Genomic DNA, 23,012 nt, shown 5'->3' with positions numbered 1-23,012 from the left:
TGCAGGGATTCTTAGCTGTTAACGGGAAAATTCTATTTGAACTATCAGAGAAATTAATCAATAATGGTTGTTATTCAAAATTCCAATCAGTTCTATTATCACTCATGTCAATTTAAACGTATTGGCCCATTACAGGTCCGGCACACGATGGGGGGGATCAGCGGCTTTGCTATCCGGCTTGCGCCAGTGTGCCGTGATAAAAGCCATTCCCGAAGGATGGGTAAATGGTTTTATTTATAGCTTAAGCATTATGAAATAGATGGAAGTTATAAGGAATATCAATAATAGTCTCGCTGCACATATTGGCCTTGGTGGGGAATATTATGGATTCACGTGATGGTTTAATTCGATGGCGGCTTTGTGGCTAGAAATTGGCAGGAATAGACGAAATAGCTAGGGAAAAATATCCATATGTTAAAAGGACGAACAAAACGTAGGCTGCTAGGGGGAGGCGCTTTAGCGGCGATTGCTATGCTGGTCTATTGGCATTTCAGCCAACCGTTACCTGCGGAGTTTAAAACGGTTAAGGTTACCCAGCGTGATTTTCAACAGAACGTTTTGGCGACCGGCCAACTGGATGCGGTACGTAAGGTTGATGTGGGGGCTCAGGTCAGCGGACAGTTGGAGAGCCTGAAGGTCGAGATTGGCGATAAGGTGCAAAAAGGGCAACTGCTCGGCATTATCGATCCCCAACAGGCACAAAACAGCATTCGCGAAGGCGAGGCCACGCTACGGCAACTGCAAGCCCAGCTGCAACAGGCGCAGGCGGAGCAGCAACTGGCAGAGGTCACTTTGCAGCGTAACCGCGAATTGGCCAAGGTGCAGGCGGTTTCGCACCAGGATCTGGATAAATTGACCACCGATCTGGCGGTGAAAAAGGCGCAGGTGGCAAACACCCGGGCGCAGATCGCCAAAAATCAAGCCAGCCTGGATACCGCCAAGATCAATCTGGCCTATACCCGCATTGAAGCGCCGATGGACGGTGATGTGGTGCAGATCACCACCTTTCAGGGCCAAACGGTGATCGCCGCACAGCAGGCACCCAACATTCTGACGTTGGCAGACATGAGTACCATGCTGGTGAAGGCACAAGTTTCCGAGGCGGACGTGATCCACCTCAAGCCGGGGCTGAAAGCCTGGTTTACCGTGCTGGGCGATCCGAGCAAACGCTTTGAGGGCGTGCTGAAAGACATCCAACCCACCCCAGAGAAGGTCAATAACGCCATCTTTTATTACGCGCGTTTCGAAGTGCCAAATCCGCAGGGGTTGCTGCGCCTGCAAATGACCGCGCAGGTGCATATTCAGTTGGCTGGCGCCAGCGATGCGCTGGTTATTCCGCTGGTAGCGTTAGGGGAACAAATCGCCGATAACCGTTACCACGTTGCGGTGCTGCAACAGGGCCAGAAACAGCTGCGGGAGGTGACGATCGGCATGCGTAACAACCTGGATGTGCAGATTGTCAGTGGATTGACAGCCGGTGAAGAGGTGATTGTCAGCCGCGGCGGCGTGGAGGGCAGCTGATGGCCGCACTGTTGGAACTGAGTGATATCCGGCGTAGTTATCAATCCGGTGAGCAAACCCTGGAGGTATTGAAGAGCATCAGCCTGCGGATAGATGCTGGTGAGATGGTGGCGATCATCGGGGCTTCCGGCTCCGGTAAATCGACGCTAATGAACATTCTCGGCTGTCTGGACAAACCCAACAGCGGCATTTACCGCGTGGCCGGGCAGGACGTGGCCACGCTAAATAGCGATGCATTAGCCCAGCTGCGGCGCGAGCATTTTGGCTTTATCTTCCAGCGTTATCATTTGCTGCCACATCTGAGTGCGGCGCATAACGTGGAGGTGCCTGCCGTTTACGCTGGGATGAGTCACTCGGCACGGCATGCCAGGGCGGCGGCCTTGCTGCAACGCCTGGGATTGGGAGAACGTATCGCCTATCGGCCAAGCCAGCTGTCCGGTGGGCAGCAGCAGCGTGTCAGCATTGCGCGGGCATTGATGAACGGTGGCCAGGTGATCCTGGCGGATGAGCCAACCGGTGCGCTCGATAGCCACTCAGGTAAAGAGGTAATGGCGATCCTCAAGCAGCTGTGCGAGCAGGGACACACCGTGATCATCGTTACCCACGATCCGGCGGTAGCGCAGCAAGCCGAGCGGATTATCGAAATCCACGATGGCGAAATCATTGGCGATTCTCGGCCACAGGCACAGAGCAAGCCACAGGCCAAGTCGTTGGAACTGGCCACGCCAGCCCCTTCCTGGCAGCAGATGGCCGACCGTTTCCGGGAGGCGTTGTCGATGGCCTGGTGGGCGATGGCGGCCAACAAGATGCGCACCCTATTGACCATGCTGGGAATCGTTATCGGCATTGCCTCGGTGATCTCGATCCTGGTGATAGGCGATGCCGTCCAACAGCAGGTATTGGCCGAGATCAAATCCATCGGTACTAACACCGTGGACGTCTATCCTGGTAAGGATTTTGGTGACGATGACCCAACCCTCCGCCAGGCGTTGAAATATGACGATCTGAGTGCATTGAGTGCACAACCTTATATCAGCGCGCTTTCTCCCATGACTCGCAGCAGCATGCGTCTGCGCTTTGGCAATATTGATGTGGCGGCTAATGTGGCAGGCGTCAGCGAGCAGTTTTTCCGGGTGTACGGCATGGAGTTTTCTCAGGGAACGGCTATTGATGCCAGGCAGGTGGAGTCCCAGACGCAGACGGTGGTGATCGATACCAACACCCAGCGCCGTCTGTTCCCGCAACAAAAAAACGTGCTGGGTGAGGTGATCCTGATTGGCAATATGCCTGCGACCGTGGTGGGGGTGGCGAAGGAAAAGCAAACCATGTTTGGCAGCAGCAAGATGCTCAGTGTCTGGGTGCCTTATACCACGATGGCCAATCGCCTGATGGGCAACGACTACTTCGATTCGATCACCGTGCGTATCCGCGATGGCTATAACAGCCAGGAGGCGGAACAGCAACTGACGCGGCTATTGACGCTGCGCCACGGCAAGAAAGACTTCTTTACCTACAACATGGATAGCCTGGTGCAAACGGCGGAAAAAACCACCCGTACGCTGCAACTGTTCCTGATCCTGGTGGCGGTGATTTCGTTGGTGGTGGGTGGGATTGGCGTGATGAATATCATGCTGGTCTCGGTAACAGAAAGAACGCGAGAAATCGGCATCCGCATGGCCGTAGGCGCTCGTTCCGGCGACGTTCTGCAACAGTTCCTGATTGAGGCGGTGCTGGTCTGCCTGGTAGGGGGGATTTTAGGGATCGCGCTGTCGTTCACCATCGGCTTGCTGGTGCAGCTGGCGATGCCGGGCTGGCAGATCAACTTCCCGCCGGTGGCTCTGCTGAGTGCGTTCCTGTGTTCCACCGGTATTGGCGTCGTGTTCGGTTATCTCCCTGCGCGCAGCGCTGCGCGGCTGGATCCCATTGACGCATTGGCACGGGAATAATCAGAAAAACCATAATTTCACCCTGATCCGCGAGCACTGCTGAACCTTCGGCACAATAACGTTCAGGTGATACCTATTGCTGTGAGTCGCTGCTCACGGTGTTGGCCGTGCTATGACTCAAATCAGCCAAAATATTTATAAATAAAAAATCTCAAGGAGTAAAATAATTATGGAGAGTTACATGAGAAAAATAACGCTCACCCCCTATCAGACAATTTTTTATTATGAGTGGCTACAAGATCCCGATCGCAGCGATTACAATATGGTGATCGACAATACTATTGTCGGCGAAATAGACAAAAAAAAGTATAACGATAGTTTTGAACAGCTGCTTAACGAGCATTTTATTACCCGTCATAACATTGATGACGGGCCTGATGGAGCCTTTTGGATACCGAGAGAGCCCTTTTTCAATTTAGTCACCTATCACGACACCCCGTTAACCGATGAAGAAATTTATGCGTTAGTCTCTGCCCCCTTTGACTTAAGAAATGGTCCGCTGGTACGGATACATTTGATTTCTCTTGGGGAAGAACGATACCGTACATTGTTTATTTTTCATCATATTGTTGTCGATGGCATCAGTACCGAAGAGATCTGGGACAAATGGCGTAAACGCTATAATGGCATCGACTATCAGGTGCCATCGCTGCAAGATCAAGGGGCTATGCACCAGCAGCTTTGCCATAATTTCGCCACGCTTCTGCAAGAAAAAGGCGAGCAAATGCGTGAGTTCTGGCGCGAGCGTCTGGGCGATCTTGAAGGCGTTGATTTACGCTTTTTACAAACAGGCCGCCAGCTTACAACCGTTGCAACCCGGCGTCAGATCAGCGAGTTACTGTTTGGTTTTGATGAAGATATCAGCCGACGCGTAAAGCTGTTACTGCGCAAGTATAAGTTGACCACTTACCTGTTTGGGCAAATGGTCATGGCACTGCTGTTACACAAAATGTCAGGGCAAAAAGCCGTTGCGCTCGCTTACCCGGTGGCGATCTCTGAAGGTAAGGAGCTGTTGTATGGCGCGCATATCAATACCTTGGCTATCGATTATCGCTTTGCGGATGATGCGACTATCCGTAGCGTTATTGCCAGTGTTCATCGTTATTACAAAGCATTAAAGCAGACAAAAGCCAAATATTTACCTGTCCATGAGATCCTGGCTTGTGGTGAGGCCACCGGTGTACTGGATGTCGCTTTTGCCCAAACTTTCCTGCGTGATCATCATACCCATTTTAGTGGCATCGTGGATGAGTCGGCCAATCACGACTTCCATATTGACCTGGTGAATGAACTGTTGTTTGAACAGGAGGTGTTAGCGAGTGGTATCAACTATCGCGTCAGGTTTGATCGCAACGTCCTTGATGCCTCTTTGGTTGAGAATTTTATCGATCTGTATAAAGATCTGTTTATTAATACGCTTGATAAGCTGCTTGCAGGTGAAGTAGACACGCCAATAAAGACCATCACGCTGATTGCGCAGCCGCCACGCCACACCCAGCATGTATGCGCTGGGGCTAAAGTCCCTCAACATTCGATTGTCGAACAATTTGAGCGTATGGCCGCGACTTACCCAGCCCGCAACGCCGTTGTCTATGACAATCAAACACTGTCCTATCAACAGCTTAATCAACAGGCCAACCGTCTGGCTGATTACCTAAGGTGTGAACTGCGGATCAAGAGCGGCGATTTCGTCGCCCTGTGCCTTGAAAAGTCGGCAGCAATGCCCGTATGTATTCTTGCCATACTCAAAACGGGGGCAGCGTATGTTCCGCTTAACCCTGGCGAGGCCGGGAACAGGCTAAGTTTTATTCTGCAGGACACGCAAGCGAAAGCCATCTTGGGCGATAGCGCCAGCGTGAGCTATTTGGATCAGATTGCAGAGTTGCCACAGGTGCCGATTATTGCCGTTGATAACCCGCAGTTTCAGCGCGACCTGGTTGCTCAGCAGCAGTCAGAGAACCTTGATATCGCCATAAATTTGCACCAGTTAGCCTATATTATTTATACCAGCGGCACGACAGGTAAGCCAAAAGGTGTGATGATTGAACACGCGGGATTAATCAATCTGGCGCTGGTTCAGGGCGAAGCGTTTGGCTTGGCACCTGGCGAGGAGTCGATAAAGCAATGTCTTTGGTATGCCGCCTATGTTTTTGATGCCCATGTCTCTGAGCTCTTTACGGCGATTGCCAATGGCCATGTGATACATATTTTGCCGGAAAATAAGCGCAAGGATTTTGACGCGTTAGCGGAATATATTGCCGATGCTCGCATTGATATTGCCACTATTCCCCCGGCATTATTGGATAAAAACTCCCTTTTAGCGCTCTCTACTCTGGTTGTTGCTGGTGAACCTTGTAATCGTGAGATTATGCAACGTTATCGTGCGCAGGGAACAACGGTTATCAACGCCTATGGCCCGACGGAAAGCAGTGTCTGTGCGACGTTGCACTATTACGAAAATGGCGATGGCAACCTCAATATCGGCCTGCCGCTACTGAATCTTGATGTGCATGTTTTAGATGAACACCTGGCACCTGTCCCCGTCGGTGTGATCGGTGAGCTTTATATCAGTGGCGTTGGCTTGGCCCGGGGTTATCTGAATGATACGCAGCAGACCGAGCGTACCTTTATCGCCAATCCCTTCCAGAGCGACGAGCAAAAGCAGCACAATGAAGCGGCACGGCTGTATAAAACCGGCGATCTTGCCCGCCGCTTGGCCGACGGTCACATTGAGTATGTTGGCAGGCGAGACTCCCAACTGAAGATCCGCGGTTTCAGAATTGAATTAAGCGAAATTGAAATGCAACTGGTGCAAATTCCGCAGATTATCCAATCGGCGGTCATTGCACATAAGCTCCCGACGGGAGCCCTGTCGTTAGTTGCCTACTATGTTGCGGATGTTGCCTTGGACAAAGAGCAGATCATTGGGCACCTGGCGGATGCTTTGCCTGACTATATGATCCCGATGGCCTATGTTCATTTAACGGCGTTCCCGATGACGGTTAACGGTAAATTAAACCGTAAGGCGTTACCGCTGCCAGATCTGAGCGGGCAGGATGACTATGTCGCTCCTGCCGATGAGATGGAAATGGCGCTATGCCAGATCTATGGTGAGATATTAGGCCAGGCGCCGGGTCATGTCGGCGTTAATGACGATTTCTTTAAGCTGGGCGGCGACAGTATCAGCGCCATTCAGATGGTGAGAATGATCCGTCAAAGGCTAAAAGGGGCGGCCAGCGTCAAAGATATTTTTGACTGTAAAACCGTTCGTTTACTTGCCCGGAATATCGTGCTGGACGGCGATGAACATCACATCAAACATCTCTCCGAGTCGGGGATGTTGAGCGGCCCTGCGCAGTTGCTGCCGATCCAGCAGTGGTTCTTCGATCGTGTCGATCAGGGGACTTTTGCCGCTTACCAGCACTGGAACCAATCCTTTGTGCTGGATGTTCCCCCGTTGGATATTGGCATACTCAACAAGAGCCTGGCGTTGTTATTTGCCTATCATGATGCCCTGAGACTGGTCTTTGCGCATGACAGTGATGGTGGTTACAGCCAGCACTACCAATCAGACGTCGGCGAAATACCGCTGTCGGTTATTGATGAACCCGTGGGTGCCGAGCAACAAATCGCGCTCTTTGATCGGTGGCAAAGTGAGTTTGATATCTTTGGCGGCAAGCTGTGCCATATTGGCTATATAACAAGCGAAAATGCGCCGCGGGCGAAGCTACATTTTGCTTTCCATCACCTGATTATGGATGCGGTAAGTTGGCATATCATCAAACAGGATCTGGAGAGGATTTATCGCGCGCTGGCAGGAAACGCGGCGGGTATTAGCGATCCCGTTGAGATTTTAGGTGAGAAGCCCACCAGTTATCGTCAGTGGGCTGCCCAGATACAGGATTATGCCAACCATCAGGGAGCCAATGAGGAAACGCTTTATTGGCGTACTGTGATTGGCGGTCTTGGTGACTATCGCCAACGGATAGCGCCGCTTTTCACCTCGCCATCCTTGAGCCAACGCGAGCTATCGTTAAACAAAACCTTAACGCAGCATCTGTTGGGCGGGGTGCATCATGTGTTCAATACCCAGGTCAACGATCTTCTGTTAGCGAGCTTTGTTGAGATCCTCAAAGAGTTTACCGGGCTGCATACCCAGTACCTGACGTTGGAAGGCCATGGCCGGGAAGCGCTCGATACCAGCGTTGATATCAACCGTACGGTAGGCTGGCTGACAACAATGTACCCGGTCCGCTTGAGTAGCGAGGGGGACTGGCGTCAACGGATCGTGACCGTCAAAGAGACCGTTGGCGGGATCCCGCGCCGGGGCGTTGGATTTGCGCCGTTGATGGGGTATGACACCGACCAGCTGCCACCGGTTAGCTTTAACTATTTAGGGCGCTTTGATGAGGTGCAGCAGGAGGGATGGTGCTTCAGCCCTACAAACAGCGGACAAACCGTTGCGCATGAGAATGGTGAAGCGCATCTGCTCAGCGTCAACTGTGGTGTAGTTGGGGGGGAACTGAGAATACGCCTCTCCGGTTACCTGGCAGACGAAGTATTGCAACACCTGGCGAGCCGTTACCAGGGGGCGATTGCAGGCGTTATTGAGCACCTGATGGCGGAAAGCCGCACTTATCTGACCGCGCGAGATATTGACGGGGTAATACCTCAAGCAACACTTGACGCTCTACAGCGTGATACCGAGCTGGAGTCGGTGTATCTGGCCAATAGTTTGCAGGAAGGCTTTATTTACCACGCGCTATCGCAGGGTGAAGTCGACGATGCCTACCATACCCAGATGTTCTGGGACTATGACAATGCGCTCGATATCGCCTGTCTGAAGCAGGCATGGTTACATGCTCAGCAGCATTATCCAACGCTCCGCCTGCGGTTTAATTGGGATGAAGAGTTGGTGCAGATTGTTGATGCCCATGCTGCACTGAACTGGCATTTCTTTGATCTCAGTGGAAAAAGTGAGCACCAACAGCAAGCTTTCTTCTCTGATTTATCTGCCCAGGATCGAGCACGGCCTTACGATTTGTCGATCAGCGGGATCTTCCGTGTCTATGTGGTCAAAAATGCGGATGAACGTTACCGCTGCATTTTCAGCTGCCACCACGCCATCATGGATGGCTGGAGTAACCCGCTACTGATTGAAGCGGTGCATAAATTCTATCTGGCATTGTTGCGTGGTGAAACGTTGAAGCAGGAAGGTGACCACGGTTTCCACCAGGTTCAGCGCTATATACAGTCGAACAAAAGCGAGCATTTACCGTATTGGCGGGACTATCTGGCACCACAGGATGAACCCGAAGATTTAAATATCTTGCTGTGCGGGCAGGCGAAGCACGTTCAGTTAAATGAATATAAGCACATTAAAACGCCGAAAACACAGCAGTTGATGTTTGATGAACCTTGTTACCAACAGCTGAAATTGTTCACCGCCGAGAACGCGATAACCCTGAATGCGCTATTGCAATATTGCTGGCACAAAGTGCTCAGTATTTATTCTGGCAATGCGGCCAGCATCGTTGGCACGGTGGTTTCAGGCCGTAACCTGCCCGTGGATGGCGTGGATCAAACGGTAGGATTATTGATCAACACACTGCCGCTGATCGTCGATCATCAGGCTTCTGTGTCGATCCGCACGGCTATTCAAAACCTGCAGGACGCGATTAACGAGGCGAACACCCGCAGCCATGTCAATCTGGCTGAGCTACAACCGGCAGGTAAACGCCTGTTTAACTCTTTGTTCGTCTTTGAAAACTATCCAATGCCCAGTGGGGACATCGATAGCGATTTACGGCTACGTTTCGGCAGTGCTAACGAGAAGCAAGATTATCCGTTGGTGGTGACCGTGTTGGAACAGCAACATCTGGCGTTGAGCCTGCATTATGCCGGTGAACTGTTTGATGACGTGCTGATCGAACAACTGCTGAACACGATGAGGACGCTGGTAGAAAATATTGTTCAGGGTGCCTCTCAGTCTCAAACCGAGTTGCGTTATCTGCAGGCGGCGCAGTATCAAACGATGATCCACCAGTGGAATGATACCCGCAGGCCCTACGAGCATGATAAAACCCTCGCCGCACTGTTTGAAGCTCGCGTGGCCGCCTCACCAGACAGCGTCGCCGTAGAATTTAACGACGTGGTGTTAACGTACGCACAGTTAAATCAACAGGCGAACCGGCTAGCGCACTATTTGCAGCAATGTTGTCAGCTGCGCGCCAACGATCTCGTGGGTCTCTATCTTGAGCGCAGTGAGCAGTTGGTCATTGGCATTCTGGCCATACTGAAAGCGGGCGCGGCCTATGTGCCGATGGATCCGGATTCCCCCGATGAGCGCAATGGCTATATTATTGCGGATGCCAAGGTAAAAGCGGTGCTTTGCCAACGGCAGGCTTTGCAAAGGCTAGACCAGATGGCACCCGGCGCCATGCTTATCCCTCTTGACGCACCGGAAACCACCGCGCGTTTGGCGCGCAGTGCAACAGATAACCCATGCAGCAATACCGGCCCCCACGATCTGGCGTATGTCATTTATACCAGTGGCACGACGGGATATCCTAAAGGGACGTTGATAGAGCAACGCTGTGTGAACCGGCTGGTGATTAATCCCAATTATGTTGAGATCGGTGAACAGGATCGCATTCTTGGCATTTCAGGCTATCAGTTTGATGCCTCCATTTATGACATCTTTGGGGCGTTGTTAAATGGCGCCGCGTTGGTGATTGCCGATAAGCCAAATATCCTGGACTTAGACCGTCTCTCTCAGCTTATTGTCGATCGTCAGATCAGCAATTTCTTTGCCACGACCGCCTTCTTTAATACGCTGGTGGATGCTGAACTGCCTGGTTTGCAGCAGTTGAACTACCTGCTGTTCGGTGGTGAGCAGGTGTCCGTTAACCATGTTAATCGTTTTAGAGCGCTTTATCCGCAGGTCAAGTTGGTGCATGTTTACGGGCCGACGGAAACGACAACCTACGCCACGGCCTATTTGACCAATACGGCGTCGCAGGCGTTTGATTACACCGTTCCCATCGGTCAGCCAATCAGTAATACCCAGCTGTATATACTCGACGAACAGTTGCGCCCCGTCCCACAGGGTGCGATTGGTGAGCTGTATATTGGTGGCGCTGGCGTTGGGCGCGGCTATCTGAACAATCCGCAGGCGACAGCGGATGCGTTTATTGCCAATCCGTTCCGCAGTGACGCCGAACGCAGCCGTGGTGAAAATGCCCGCCTTTATAAAACCGGGGATCAAGGCCGTTACCTGCCGGACGGTAACATCGAATATCTGGGCCGCAATGACTTCCAGGTCAAGATCCGTGGCTTCCGTATTGAGCTGGGGGAGATCGAAGCCCGGCTGATCGACCATCCTGCCATCCAGCAGGCACTGGTTCTGGCGAGCGAGAATCCGGCGGGGCATACCCATCTGACGGCATACTACATTGCACAGGATCCCTTGGAGCAAGATGAGTTGCACGCCCATCTGCAACAGGTTCTGCCGGACTACATGGTGCCGTCTGCCCTGGTTCACCTGCTGTCGCTACCGATGACCGTCAACGGCAAGGTCGATCGCGCGGCCTTGCCGGTCCCCACGTTTGAGGCGCAGGCAGACCGGGTGGCACCAGAGACGGCGACCGAGCAGCAATTGGCCGAGGTCTTTGCCGAGCTGCTCGCCCTCCCGCAGGACAGCCTCAGCGTGCTGGACGACTTCTATCGCCTGGGGGGCAACAGCATTCTGGCGATCAAGCTGGTGGGCCGTTTGACCCGCGCGTTAGAAAAAAGCGTGCATGTCTCTGACCTGTTCCGCCTGAGATCCATCCGTGCGCTGGCGGCATTTATTGATAATACCGCGCAGGGTAGTCAGATCATCCAGGCACCGTCGATCGCCCGGCCTGAGGAACAGCGGCTGTCGTTTGCCCAGGAGCGCCTGTGGTTTATCGACCGTTATGAAGAAGGCAGCAACGCCTACAACGTCCCGCTGACGCTCAAGCTGCAGGCCGGTACCGATCCGCAGAAAGTGGCACAGGCCCTGATGAAGGTGGTTGACCGGCACGAAGTGCTGCGCACCCTGATCCTGTGTGACGACGACGGGCAGGGGTATCAACATATTCTGCCAGCAGAGACATTCTCACTGACCCTACCGCACGAAACATGCGACAGCGTGCAGGCGTTGCATGCGCGGCTGCATGAGCATCAGCACCGGGTATTTGATCTGGCGCAGGAGTGCCCAATTGCAGCCAGCAGTTATACGCTGGCGGGGAACCACTATTTCAGCATCGTCATTCACCATATCGCGTTTGACGGCTGGTCGGTGGATCTGCTGTTGAAAGAGTTACTGCACTATTACCGCGTGTTCACCGGAGAGGCCAGCAACGAACTCCCGGCCCCGCCGGTGCAGTACCGGGAATTTGCACTGTGGCAGCGCCAACACCTGCAAGGTGCCACGCTGGACAAGCAACTGGCCTACTGGCATGGGCAACTGGCGGACCATGAACCGCTCAACCTGCCGACGGACCATGTACGCCCACTGCAATTGGATTACCGTGGCGACGATATCACCTTCCAACTGGATGTGGCGACCAGTGCCGAGCTGCGGGCGTTGGCCGCCTCGTTGAACGTCAGCCTGTACACGGTATTGCTGAGCGGCTATTACCTGCTGCTGGGGGTTTACAGTAACCAGCAGGATATCGTATTGGGGACACCGATAGCGGGCAGGCATTACCCGGGGGTGGAAGACACCCTGGGCCTGTTCGTCAATACGCTGGTCCTCAGACGGCAGATAGACGTCAGCCAAACGGTCAGAGAATTTATTGGCGAAACGGGCCAACAGGTCAGTGAAGCGCATACCCATCAGGATCTGCCTTTCGAAAAGCTGGTTGAAGTGCTGAAAACGGAAAAGGACAGTTCAAGGCACCCGATATTCCAGGTGATGTTCAGTCTCCAATCGTTTGGCGCCACAGGACGTACCGAAGGAGAAAGCCTGTTCGAGCAGTATGACGCGCAAGAAGGGGCGTATCGGGCGGCGAAGTTCGATTTGACCGTGATGCTGGACGACAGTGAAGAGGCGATCGGTGGCGTCTTCAACTATGCGACGGCCCTGTTCAACGGGCAAACGATGCGGAACTACATTGCGACCTATCAGCATATCCTGCGCCAACTGGGTACGCTGTGCAGGCAGGGGCGTTCCCTTGCGGAGCTCCAGTACCTGGATACGACGCAATACGAGCAAATCATCTGCCAAGGGAACCGCACCGAATGCGACTACCCACGGGATATGACGATCCACGAAATGTTCGAGGCGCAGGTCGCAAGAACCCCAGAGAATATCGCACTGGTGTTTGAGGGCGTGAGCCTGACCTATCGGCAGTTGAATGAACGCGCCAACCGGTTGGCCGCTTATTTGAGAGCGCAGTTTGTTTTACAACCGGACGATCTGATCGGGCTTTGCCTGGAAAGATCGGAGCGCATGATCGTGAGTATCCTGGCGGTGTTGAAGGCCGGAGCTGCCTATGTACCGCTTAGCCCCGATATGCCCGCGGAGAGAATGCTCTGGACGATAGAAAATATTCATTCCCGCGTTATTCTGACGGAGTTGGGCGCGCAAGAGGCGCTGGCCAAACTGATTGATCCACAGAAGACGGCGCTGTTGTGCGTGGACGATCCTGAGTTGATAGCGCGGGCTGCTAGCCACCTGGTGGTTAACGTGGTAACCCAAACCAAACCTGACAATCTGATTTATGTCATCTATACCAGCGGGACGACGGGAACTCCTAAAGGGGTGATGATTGAGCATCATTCTGTCGCCAATCTTGTGGAGGCTCAGCGGAGTATCTTTGGCACTGAGATCTGTCAGGTCGGAGAGCCGACAAAAAGTTACCTTTTCTATTCAAACTATACCTTTGACGCGCATGTTCTGGATGTGTTCAGCCCGTTGCTGACCGGCCATTGCTTACATGTCTTGTCTAAAGAGATACGTTTGAATTTCGGTGCGCTTGCTGCCTACATTAAACAACATGCCATTGATATCGGCTTTGTGCCCCCTGCGCTGCTAAATAACAATGAAACACTGGGGCTTTCCACGCTAATCCTGGGAGGGGAGGTGGCCAGTAGCAGCGTGATAGAGCGCTATAGCGCTCAGGGGGTAAAAATAGTTAACTGCTATGGCCCAACGGAAACCACGGTCTTTGTCACCAGGAATGTTTACCAAACGGGCGATAGCAATACCATCATTGGCCGGCCGATAGGCAATGCTTACGCTTATATTCTGGACAGTTCTCTACGGCCGCTCCCTGCGGGTGCCGTGGGTGAGCTCTATATCAGTGGCGACTGTGTAGGCCGTGGTTATTTAAATAACCCTGAGGCGACTCATCAGGCGTTTATCGTCAACCCACTGCAAAGTGATGAAGATAAAGCGCGAGGCCGTCACGATCGGCTGTATAAAACGGGCGATTTAGTCCGTTACCTGAACGACGGTAAGATTGACTATATTGGGCGTAATGATGCCCAGGTGAAGATCCGTGGCTTCAGGATCGAATTGGCCGAAATCGAAAGTTTTCTGACCCAATATCCACAGATTGAACAGGTAGTGGTCCTGGCGCTGGAGCATGACTCGGGGCAAAAGTACCTGGTGGCCTATTATGTCGCGCCAGACGCATTGCCAGCAGATGTGCTGTCTGAGCATCTGCAACAGCGTTTGCCTGCCTATATGATCCCCACGGCGTTTGTTCATTTAACGGCATTGCCGATGAACATGAACAATAAGTTGGATCGCAAAGCCTTACCTCTGCCGATATTAACGGATGAGGCGAACTACGTGGCCCCAGCCAACGAGAGTGAAATGCTGATCTGCCGCGTATTTGCGGAGGTATTACAGCTTAAGGATTATGCGGTGGGGATCACCGATGATTTCTTCCGCTTGGGCGGGGACAGTATCAGCAGTATCCAACTGGCGAATAAACTCAAAAAGTTATCTGGCCACCATCTCACGGTGAAAGACATCTTTGCCCACAGAACGGCCAAAGCATTGAGCACTTACCTACTGCAACGTCAGAGGGACAATTTGCCGGTTATCCAGTCAGAGGCGGGCATGCTGGCGGATGAGCTACCCTTGGCGCCGATCCAGCGCTGGTTCTTCCAGGCCGTCGAGTCGGGGAAATTGCCTGATGCTGGGCATTGGAACCAGGCATTTATGGTTAAAGTGCCAACGTTAAACGTTGAGTTACTGCGTTTGAGCGTGGCTAAACTGGTTGAATATCATGACATTTTGCGTGCCGTTTACCCGAATGATGCCGCTGTCGGCCACTACCGTCAAACGATAGCGACCTTGCCATTTGATGCGATCAATCAACAGGATTTCACAGCCGTTCAGCTCGATGCGCAGTTGACGGCCTGGCAGAACCGTTTTTGCCTGGCAGAAGGGCCACTGTTCCATATCGGTTATATTGCAGGCTACGCTGATGAGACTGCGCGTATCCATGTAGCGGTACACCATCTCAATATTGATGCGGTCAGCTGGCGGATTATTAACCACGACTTACGCACGCTTTACCAGTTCTTTGCAGCACAAGGCGATAACCTTGATGAGACGGCTGATGCGCAAACTATCCTGGGCCAGAAAGGCACGAGTTACCGCCAATGGGTCAACTCGCTGCAAAACTACCCAGCCGTTGCCGTGAACAACCATAGGGATGAGAGGCACTACTGGGAGAACCTGACCACGGATTTGGACGCCTGGCACCAGTGTTTGGACGCCCATCGCGTGGGGACGCTCAATCGTACGATGATAAGCCTGTCGCAACAGCAAACCGGTTGTCTGTTGCGAGACCTTCATCATGTTTATCACACCGAGGTGAACGATATTCTGCTGACCGTACTGGCGGATGCATTGTCGCAGGTGGTTGGCGGTGACAGCCAGTATGTCCTGCTGGAAGGGCATGGCAGAGAGGCGATGTTTGACGATGTGGATATCAACAATACCGTCGGTTGGTTTACCTGCATGTATCCGGTCAATCTGCGTATTGAGCATCGTGACCTTGTACGCAATTTACCGCTGATTAAAGACAGGCTGCGAACCCCTCCTCACCATGGCTTAGGCTATGGCGTGTTGGTTGGCTATGATGCGCAGGCATTGCCGGCAGTGAGCTTCAACTACCTTGGCCAGTTTGATGGTGATGAACGGGATGGCGAGTGGGCGTTTGTTCAGGAATCTACGGGGTCGGCATTATCAGCGAATAACCGCACAACGGACTTTTTAGCGCTGAACGGCGGTGTGCTCAATGGTCAATTACAGTTCCTGGTCGAGGGTGATCTCAGCCCGGAACAGCTCGAACTGTTCGCCACGACTTATCGCCAGCGGTTAATCCAGTTGATCGATGAGCTTAAGCGGTCATCTCGCTCTTATCTCACCGAGTCTGATGTTAATGGCGTGGTCTCCGGTGAATTGTTAGCGCACCTCCAGCAGGATGAAGAGGTGGTGGCGATTTATCCGGCTAACAGCCTGCAACAAGGGTTTATTTATCATTACGTACTGCAAGGCGATATCGACAACGCCTATCGTACGCAAATGGTCTGGCACTATCGCAATGCGTTGGATGTCGAGCTGTTAAAACGGGCGTGGCAATGCAGCCAGGCGAAATATCCGGCGCTGCGGCTAAGATTCTCCTGGGAGGAAGAGTTTGTGCAGATTGTCGATAAGCAAGGCACCTTTGGTTGGCAGTTTATCGATATCAGTGAGCAGGACGAACGTGCACGAGCAAGCACCGTGGCTGAACTCATCAAGCAGGATCAGCAGACCCATTTCGATTTGTCTGCTAGCGGGTTATTCCGGCTGTATATCGTTAAGTGCGCGGCCGAACACTACATTTGTCTGTTTAATAACCATCACGCGATTCTGGACGGCTGGAGCCTGCCGATCTTGCTCAACGACGTGCACCAAAATTATCTGGCCCTGCAACAGGGAAGCGCGCCGGAGCAAGCCGCAGATCAAAGTTATCTGGAGGCGCAGGCATTGCTACAGACGGTTAGCCAGGAAACCGAGCAGTTCTGGCAAAACTATCTGGGTGGCTTGGAAGTGCAAGAGAATCTCACCGGCCTGCTAAAGCCTGAGATGAAGCACGTCAATTTAAGTGAATATAAACACTTACAAGACCCTCAGAGCGTGTCGACCGCATTGGCCGGTGAGCTTTACCACGGGCTGAAGGCGCTCTCGCGGCAGCATGGCGTGACGTTGAATGCGCTGATGCAGTATTGCTGGCACCAACAGCTCAGCCTTTATAGCCACGCGGACGTGACGATTGTGGGCATGACGGTGTCTGGCCGTAATCTGCCGGTGGAGGAGATAGAGCGCTCTGTTGGGTTATATATCAATACGTTGCCTGTCGTTCTGGCACATACCGATGAGGCGATCATCGACAATGTCAAACGCCTGCAGGCCCATATTAATGACATCAATAGCTACAGCAATATCAGCCTGATCACACTGCAAAAGGCGGGGGTACGTCTGTTCAACTCGCTATTCGTGTTTGAAAACTATCCGGTGCCTGCCGATAACGGCGAGAGCCTGTTCAAACTCGAGTTTGAGGACAGTGATGAAAAACTGGATTACCCGCTGGGCATCATGGTGTATGAACAGGATGGACTGATTGAGTTCAAGATCAACTATGCGGGCGAGCTGTTCAGCCGTTCGGCCATTGAAGGCGTGCTGCAGGGAATTCGGCTCACCGTACAGCAGTTGATCGCGGACCCGGCCATGGCTCCCCAGGCGTTATCGCTGCTGACGAAGGAGGACTATACGCAGCTGGTAGCAAACCAGCCGCGGGTTCAGGTTGCCGTGGAGCGGAATAAACTGGTCGGTCAGATGTTTGAAGAGCAGGCTGCCAGAACGCCGGATGCTTTGGCGTTGGTATATCAGGATACTCGGTTGACGTATCGCGAGTTAAATCAGCGGGTGAACCAGTTGGCGGCTTACCTGCAGGCGAACTTTGCGATACAGCCTGACAGCGCGATTGCCCTCTATTTTGATAAGTCGACCCATATGGTCATTGCCATGCTGGCCGTGCTCAAGGCCGGAGCGGCCTATGTCCCGATTAGCCCTCAGGCACCGTTGGAGCGCTTGAGTCTGCTGGTTGACGACGTTAAACCGGTGTTGATCCTGACGCAGCAGCATTATGATGCACGCATCGCTGGCTGTGGCTTCCCTCTGCTGGATATTGATAACCCGCAATTGGCCAACAGGCTGGCGCAGCTCGACGACAGCAATGTACCGTCACGCACGCAGCCAGACGATTTGGCTTATATCATCTATACCAGCGGAACCACTGGCCGGCCAAAAGGGGTGATGATTGAACATCACTCGTTAATCAACCTGGCGCAAGGGCAGTCAGACCTGTTAGGTATGCCTACGGGCTATGAGCAGTCTGCCAGACTAAACACGTTGTGGTACTCGGAATATGTTTTCGATGCCCATGCGCTGGATGTCTTCTGTGCCTTGTTGAATGGCCATTGCCTGCATATTCTGGCAGAACACCAACGTCTCGACTTTATCGCGCTCTCTGCCTATATCAGGGATCACGCTATCGATTTCGCCTTTATTCCTCCGGCGTTACTGGCACAAAATGAACTTCTGGAACTGTCCACGCTGGTTGTTGGCGGGGAGTGTCTCGACGCGGCGATGATTGACCGCTACTGTGAGGCCGGAGTCCGTTTGATCAACGGTTACGGGCCTAGCGAAACCACCGTTTGGGCGACGGCGCGGATCTATCAACCTGGTGATGCCAATACCAATATCGGCAAGGCGATCAACAACGTTTGCGTCTATCTGCTGGATCGCCACCTGCGCCCCGTCCCACAAGGTGCGATTGGTGAGCTGTATATCGGTGGCGCTGGCGTTGGACGCGGCTATCTGAATAACCCGCAGGCGACAGCGGACGCGTTTATTGCCAATCCGTTCCGCAGTGACGCCGAGCGCAGCCGTGGTGAAAACGCCCGCCTTTACAAAACCGGGGACCGGGGCCGTTACCTGCCGGACGGTAATATCGAATACCTGGGCCGCAATGACTTCCAGGTCAAGATCCGTGGCTTCCGTATTGAGCCGGGGGAGATCGAAGCCCGGCTGATCGAGCATCCTGCCATCCAGCAGGCACTGGTCCTGGCGAGCACTAACCCGGCGGGGCATACCCATCTGACGGCATACTACGTCGCACAGGCCCCCTTGGAGCAAGATGTGTTGCGCGCCCATCTGCAACAGGTTCTGCCGGACTACATGGTGCCGTCGGCCCTGGTTCACCTGCTGTCGCTACCGATGACCGTCAACGGCAAGGTCGATCGTGCTGCCTTGCCGGTCCCGACGTTTGAGGCGCAGGCAGATCGGGTAGCACCAGCGACGGCGACCGAGCAGCAACTGGCCGAGGTCTTCGCCGAGCTGCTCGCCCTCCCGCAGGACAGCCTCAGCGTGCTGGACGACTTCTATCGCCTGGGGGGCAACAGCATTCTGGCGATCAAGCTGGTGGGCCGTTTGACCCGCGCGTTAGAAAAAAGTGTGCATGTCTCTGACCTGTTCCGCCTGAGATCCATCCGTGCGCTGGCGGCATTTATTGATAATACCGCGCAGGGTAGCCAGATCATCCAGGCACCGTCGATCGCCAGGCCTGAGGAACAGCGGCTGTCGTTTGCCCAGGAGCGCCTGTGGTTTATCGACCGTTATGAAGAAGGCAGCAACGCCTACAACATCCCGCTGACGCTCAAGCTGCAGGCCGGTACCGATCCGCAGAAAGTGGCACAGGCCCTGATGAAGGTGGTTGACCGGCATGAAGTGCTGCGCACCCTGATCCTGTGTGATGACGACGGGCAGGGGTATCAACAGATCCTGCCAGCCGAGACATTCTCACTGAGCCTACCGCACGAAACATGCGACAGCGTGCAAGCGCTGCATGCGCGGCTGCATGAGCATCAGCACCGGGTATTTGATCTGGCGCAGGAGTGCCCGATTGCAGCCAGCAGTTATACGCTGGCGGGAAGCCACTACTTCAGCATCGTCATTCACCACATCGCGTTTGACGGCTGGTCGGTAGATCTGCTGTTAAAAGAGTTGCTGCACTATTACCGCGTGTTCACCGGAGAGGCCAGCCATGAACTCCCGGCTCCGCCAGTGCAGTACCGGGAATTTGCACTGTGGCAGCGCCAACACCTGCAAGGTGCCACGCTGGACAAGCAACTGGCCTACTGGCATGGGCAACTGGCGGACCATGAGCCGCTCAACCTGCCGACGGACCATGTGCGCCCACTGCAATTGGATTACCGTGGCGACGATATCACCTTCCAGCTGGATGCGGCGACCAGTGCCGAGCTGCGGGCGTTGGCCGCCTCGTTGAACGTCAGCCTGTACACGGTACTGCTGAGCGGCTATTACCTGCTGCTGGGGGTTTACAGTAACCAGCAGGATATCGTGTTGGGGACACCGATAGCGGGCAGGCATTACCCGGGGGTGGAAGACACCCTGGGCCTGTTTGTCAATACGCTGGTCCTGAGAAGGCAGATAGACGTCAGCCAAACGGTCAGAGAATTTATTGGCGAAACGGGGCAGCAGGTCAGTGAAGCGCATACCCATCAGGATCTGCCTTTCGAAAAGCTGGTTGAAGTGCTGAAAACGGAAAAAGACAGTTCAAGGCACCCGATCTTCCAGGTGATGTTCAGTCTCCAATCGTTTGGCGCAGCAGGACGTACCGAAGGAGAAAGCCTGTTCGAGCAGTATGACGCGCAAGAAGGGGCGTATCGGGCAGCGAAGTTCGATTTGACCGTGATGATGGACGACAGTGAAGAGGCGATCGGTGGCGTCTTCAACTATGCGACGGCCCTGTTCAACGGGCAAACGATGCAGAACTACATTGCGACCTATCAGCATATCCTGCGCCAACTGGGTTCGCTGTGCAGCCAGGGGCGTTCCCTTGCGGAGCTCCAGTACCTGGATACGGCACAATACGAGCAAATCATCTGCCAGGGGAACCGCACAGAATGCGACTACCCACGGGATATGACGATCCACGAAATGTTCGAGGCGCAGGTAGGAAGAACCCCAGAGAATATCGCACTGGTGTTTGAGGGGGTGAGCCTGACCTATCGGCAGTTGAATGAACGGGCTAACCGCTTGTCGGTTTACTTGAGAGAACGCTTTGCTGTCCGCACTGGCGATCTGGTGGCGTTGTGTTTAAACCGCTCTGAGCATATGCAGGTCGCGATACTGGCCATTCTCAAGGCGGGGGGCGCTTACGTTCCACTGGATCCGCTGGCGCCGGATGACCGGGTCAGTTACATGTTAGACAACGCCGGTATCGATATCATCTTGACGGCACACCCCGGCGATGAGAAAGCCGCAGCGCTAGCAGCAACCGGCAGAACCGTCATTGATATCGCCGATCGGGAAACCTCAGCTGACGTTGCCCGCTACCCAGGCGAAAACCAGCCTTCATCGGTGCGGTCTACCGATTTGGCTTACATCATCTATACCAGCGGGACCACGGGCAATCCTAAAGGCGTCATGCTAGAGCATCACAGCGTGATCAACCGTATTGTCTGGATGCATAAGCAATATCCGATCACGGCGCAGGATCGTATCTTGCAAAAGACTAACTACACCTTCGATGTTTCAGTGTGGGAGCTGTTCTGGGCTAACTGGTTCGGGGCCTGTACCGTTTTTGCCTCGCAGGAGGCCTATAAAGATAATGTTTATCTGGCAGAACTGATTGAACAGCAACAGGTCACGACGCTCCATTTCGTTCCTTCAATGCTGTCGGCATTCCTTGAAACCCTGGAAGGGCAGAGTGCGTTGCAGGCAAAACTGGGCAGCCTTAACTACCTGTTTTGCAGCGGAGAGGCGTTAAACGTGGGGGAAGTCAGAAAATGCCAGCGCTTACTGCCGCATTGCCAGATCCACAATCTCTATGGCCCAACGGAAGCGACGGTGGATGTGCTGTTCTACGACTGTAACGCACGCTCCATCAAGGATGTGTTAATCGGTAAGCCGATCGACAATACTTCCGCCTACGTGCTGAATGCACAAATGCAACCCATTCCACCGGGGGCTATTGGCGAGTTATTCATTGGTGGCGTCGGTGTTGCTAGAGGTTACGTGAATAATAAGCCATTGACGGATAAGGTTTTCCTGAGTAACCCATTCCAGAGCAGTGAGGAAAAGCGACGGGGTTACAATGGCCGGATGTATAAAACCGGCGACGTGGTACGCTATTTAGCCGATGGCAATATCCAATATCTGGGCCGCAATGACTTCCAGGTTAAAGTGCGCGGTTACCGTATTGAGTTGGGAGAAATCGAAACGCGCCTGGCCAGTTATCCGGACGTTAATCATGCGGTGGTGATCGCCAGTGAGCGTGGCAGCAACGATAAATATCTGGTGGCTTATTATGTTGCCGCGCAGGAAATTTCCACCGAAAAGCTATGCGCTCATCTGCGGGAAACCCTGCCAGATTATATGGTACCTAGCGTATTTGTTCATTTGACGGCGCTGCCGGTGACCTCCAACGGTAAGCTGAACAGAAGGTTGTTACCTGAGCCGCAAATAACCCATTCCGTGACCTACGTGGCACCGGAAAACAAGGTTGAAAAAACGCTATGTGAGCTACTCGCCGATACGCTGCAAGTTTCCTTTGAGGCAATCAGCATGGAGGATAACTTCTTTGCGTTGGGCGGCAACAGCATCCTGGCGATGAGGCTGAACAACCGGATTAACCAGGTGCTGAGGGTTAAAATACGTCTGCTTGATATTATCAATGCGCGCACCCTAAGCGAGTTATCGCAAGCCATTGCACAGGCTCAGGGGAAGTCCTTTGAGGTGATAGTGCCATTTAGTACGGTAACGCAAAAACCACAGATGTTTATGGTTCACCCTGGGATGGGGAACTGTTCGGTCTACCAATCCTTGGCCAATAGGTTGAGTGAGCGTTACTGCTGTTATGGGGTTGACTCATATAACTTCTATCACGAGCAGAAGGTCGAGCGGCTTGATGAATTGGCACGTTTCTATCTGGAGCATATCGATCGCGTGCTTGATATCACCCAACCGGTCACTTTATTAGGCTGGTCGTTGGGCGGGAAGATTGCACTGGAGATCGCGGCCAATTTAGAAGCGCGTGGGGTTAAGGCGATCACTGTCTATCTGCTGGATACCTGGTTGTTAAGCGAAGATCATTATCTGCGGAATGAGTCATCCTTTAACCTGGACTCTATGATGGAACGGTTACAAATCCCACATTATTTAAGACATAATGTCGAATCGGTTGCCATAAGCGATAAAGTGTTGAATGCACAGCCACTTTCTGCCGTGTTGAAACATACGCAGATCGTGCTGTTTAAGGCGACAGAGGAGATAGATAATGAGGAATACCAGCAATATCGGTTTAACAACATTGATACTGGTGTTGAAAATATCGCCCAACTACAGCTGTTTGAAATAGCAGCCAGTCACTTTACCTTGCTAGAAAGGGAGGATGAGTTGATTAGCCATATCCGCTAATTCTTTCTTGG

At 53.2% G+C, this 23,012-nt stretch carries 3 protein-coding genes; all 3 read left to right on the top strand.

The window, feature by feature from the left end; genetic code table 11:
- Positions 1-411: 411 nt before the first annotated feature.
- The 3 genes from macA to KGP17_RS23295 all read left to right on the top strand — a co-directional run bounded on the left by macA (position 412) and on the right by KGP17_RS23295 (position 23,001).
- Positions 412-1,521 carry a macrolide transporter subunit MacA gene (gene macA, locus KGP17_RS23305; RefSeq protein WP_024529102.1) on the top strand — a complete coding sequence of 370 codons (1,110 nt, stop codon included), beginning with the start codon at positions 412-414 and terminating at the stop codon, positions 1,519-1,521.
- On the top strand, positions 1,521-3,467 hold the full coding sequence (gene macB, locus KGP17_RS23300; protein ID WP_223498462.1) for a macrolide ABC transporter ATP-binding protein/permease MacB: 1,947 nt from the start codon (positions 1,521-1,523) through the stop codon (positions 3,465-3,467). Before macA ends, macB begins: the two co-directional genes overlap by 1 nt.
- Before the next feature lie 181 nt (positions 3,468-3,648).
- Positions 3,649-23,001 carry a non-ribosomal peptide synthetase gene (locus KGP17_RS23295; RefSeq protein WP_223498461.1) on the top strand — a complete coding sequence of 6,451 codons (19,353 nt, stop codon included), beginning with the start codon at positions 3,649-3,651 and terminating at the stop codon, positions 22,999-23,001.
- The last annotated feature ends 11 nt before the right edge of the window (positions 23,002-23,012 follow it).

It is taken from the genome of Serratia sp. JSRIV001 (assembly GCF_019968745.1).
Taxonomy (GTDB): Bacteria; Pseudomonadota; Gammaproteobacteria; order Enterobacterales; family Enterobacteriaceae; genus Chania; species Chania fonticola_B.
This window is presented reverse-complemented; position numbering and strand designations above follow the sequence as displayed.

What these genes read in the sequence shown, in the direction of transcription:
- KGP17_RS23295 (WP_223498461.1), top strand. Translation starts at nt 3,649, where the DNA reads ATGAGAAAAATAACGCTCACCCCCTATCAGACAATTTTTTATTATGAG.
- macB (WP_223498462.1), top strand. Translation starts at nt 1,521, where the DNA reads ATGGCCGCACTGTTGGAACTGAGTGATATCCGGCGTAGTTATCAATCC.
- macA (WP_024529102.1), top strand. Translation starts at nt 412, where the DNA reads ATGTTAAAAGGACGAACAAAACGTAGGCTGCTAGGGGGAGGCGCTTTA.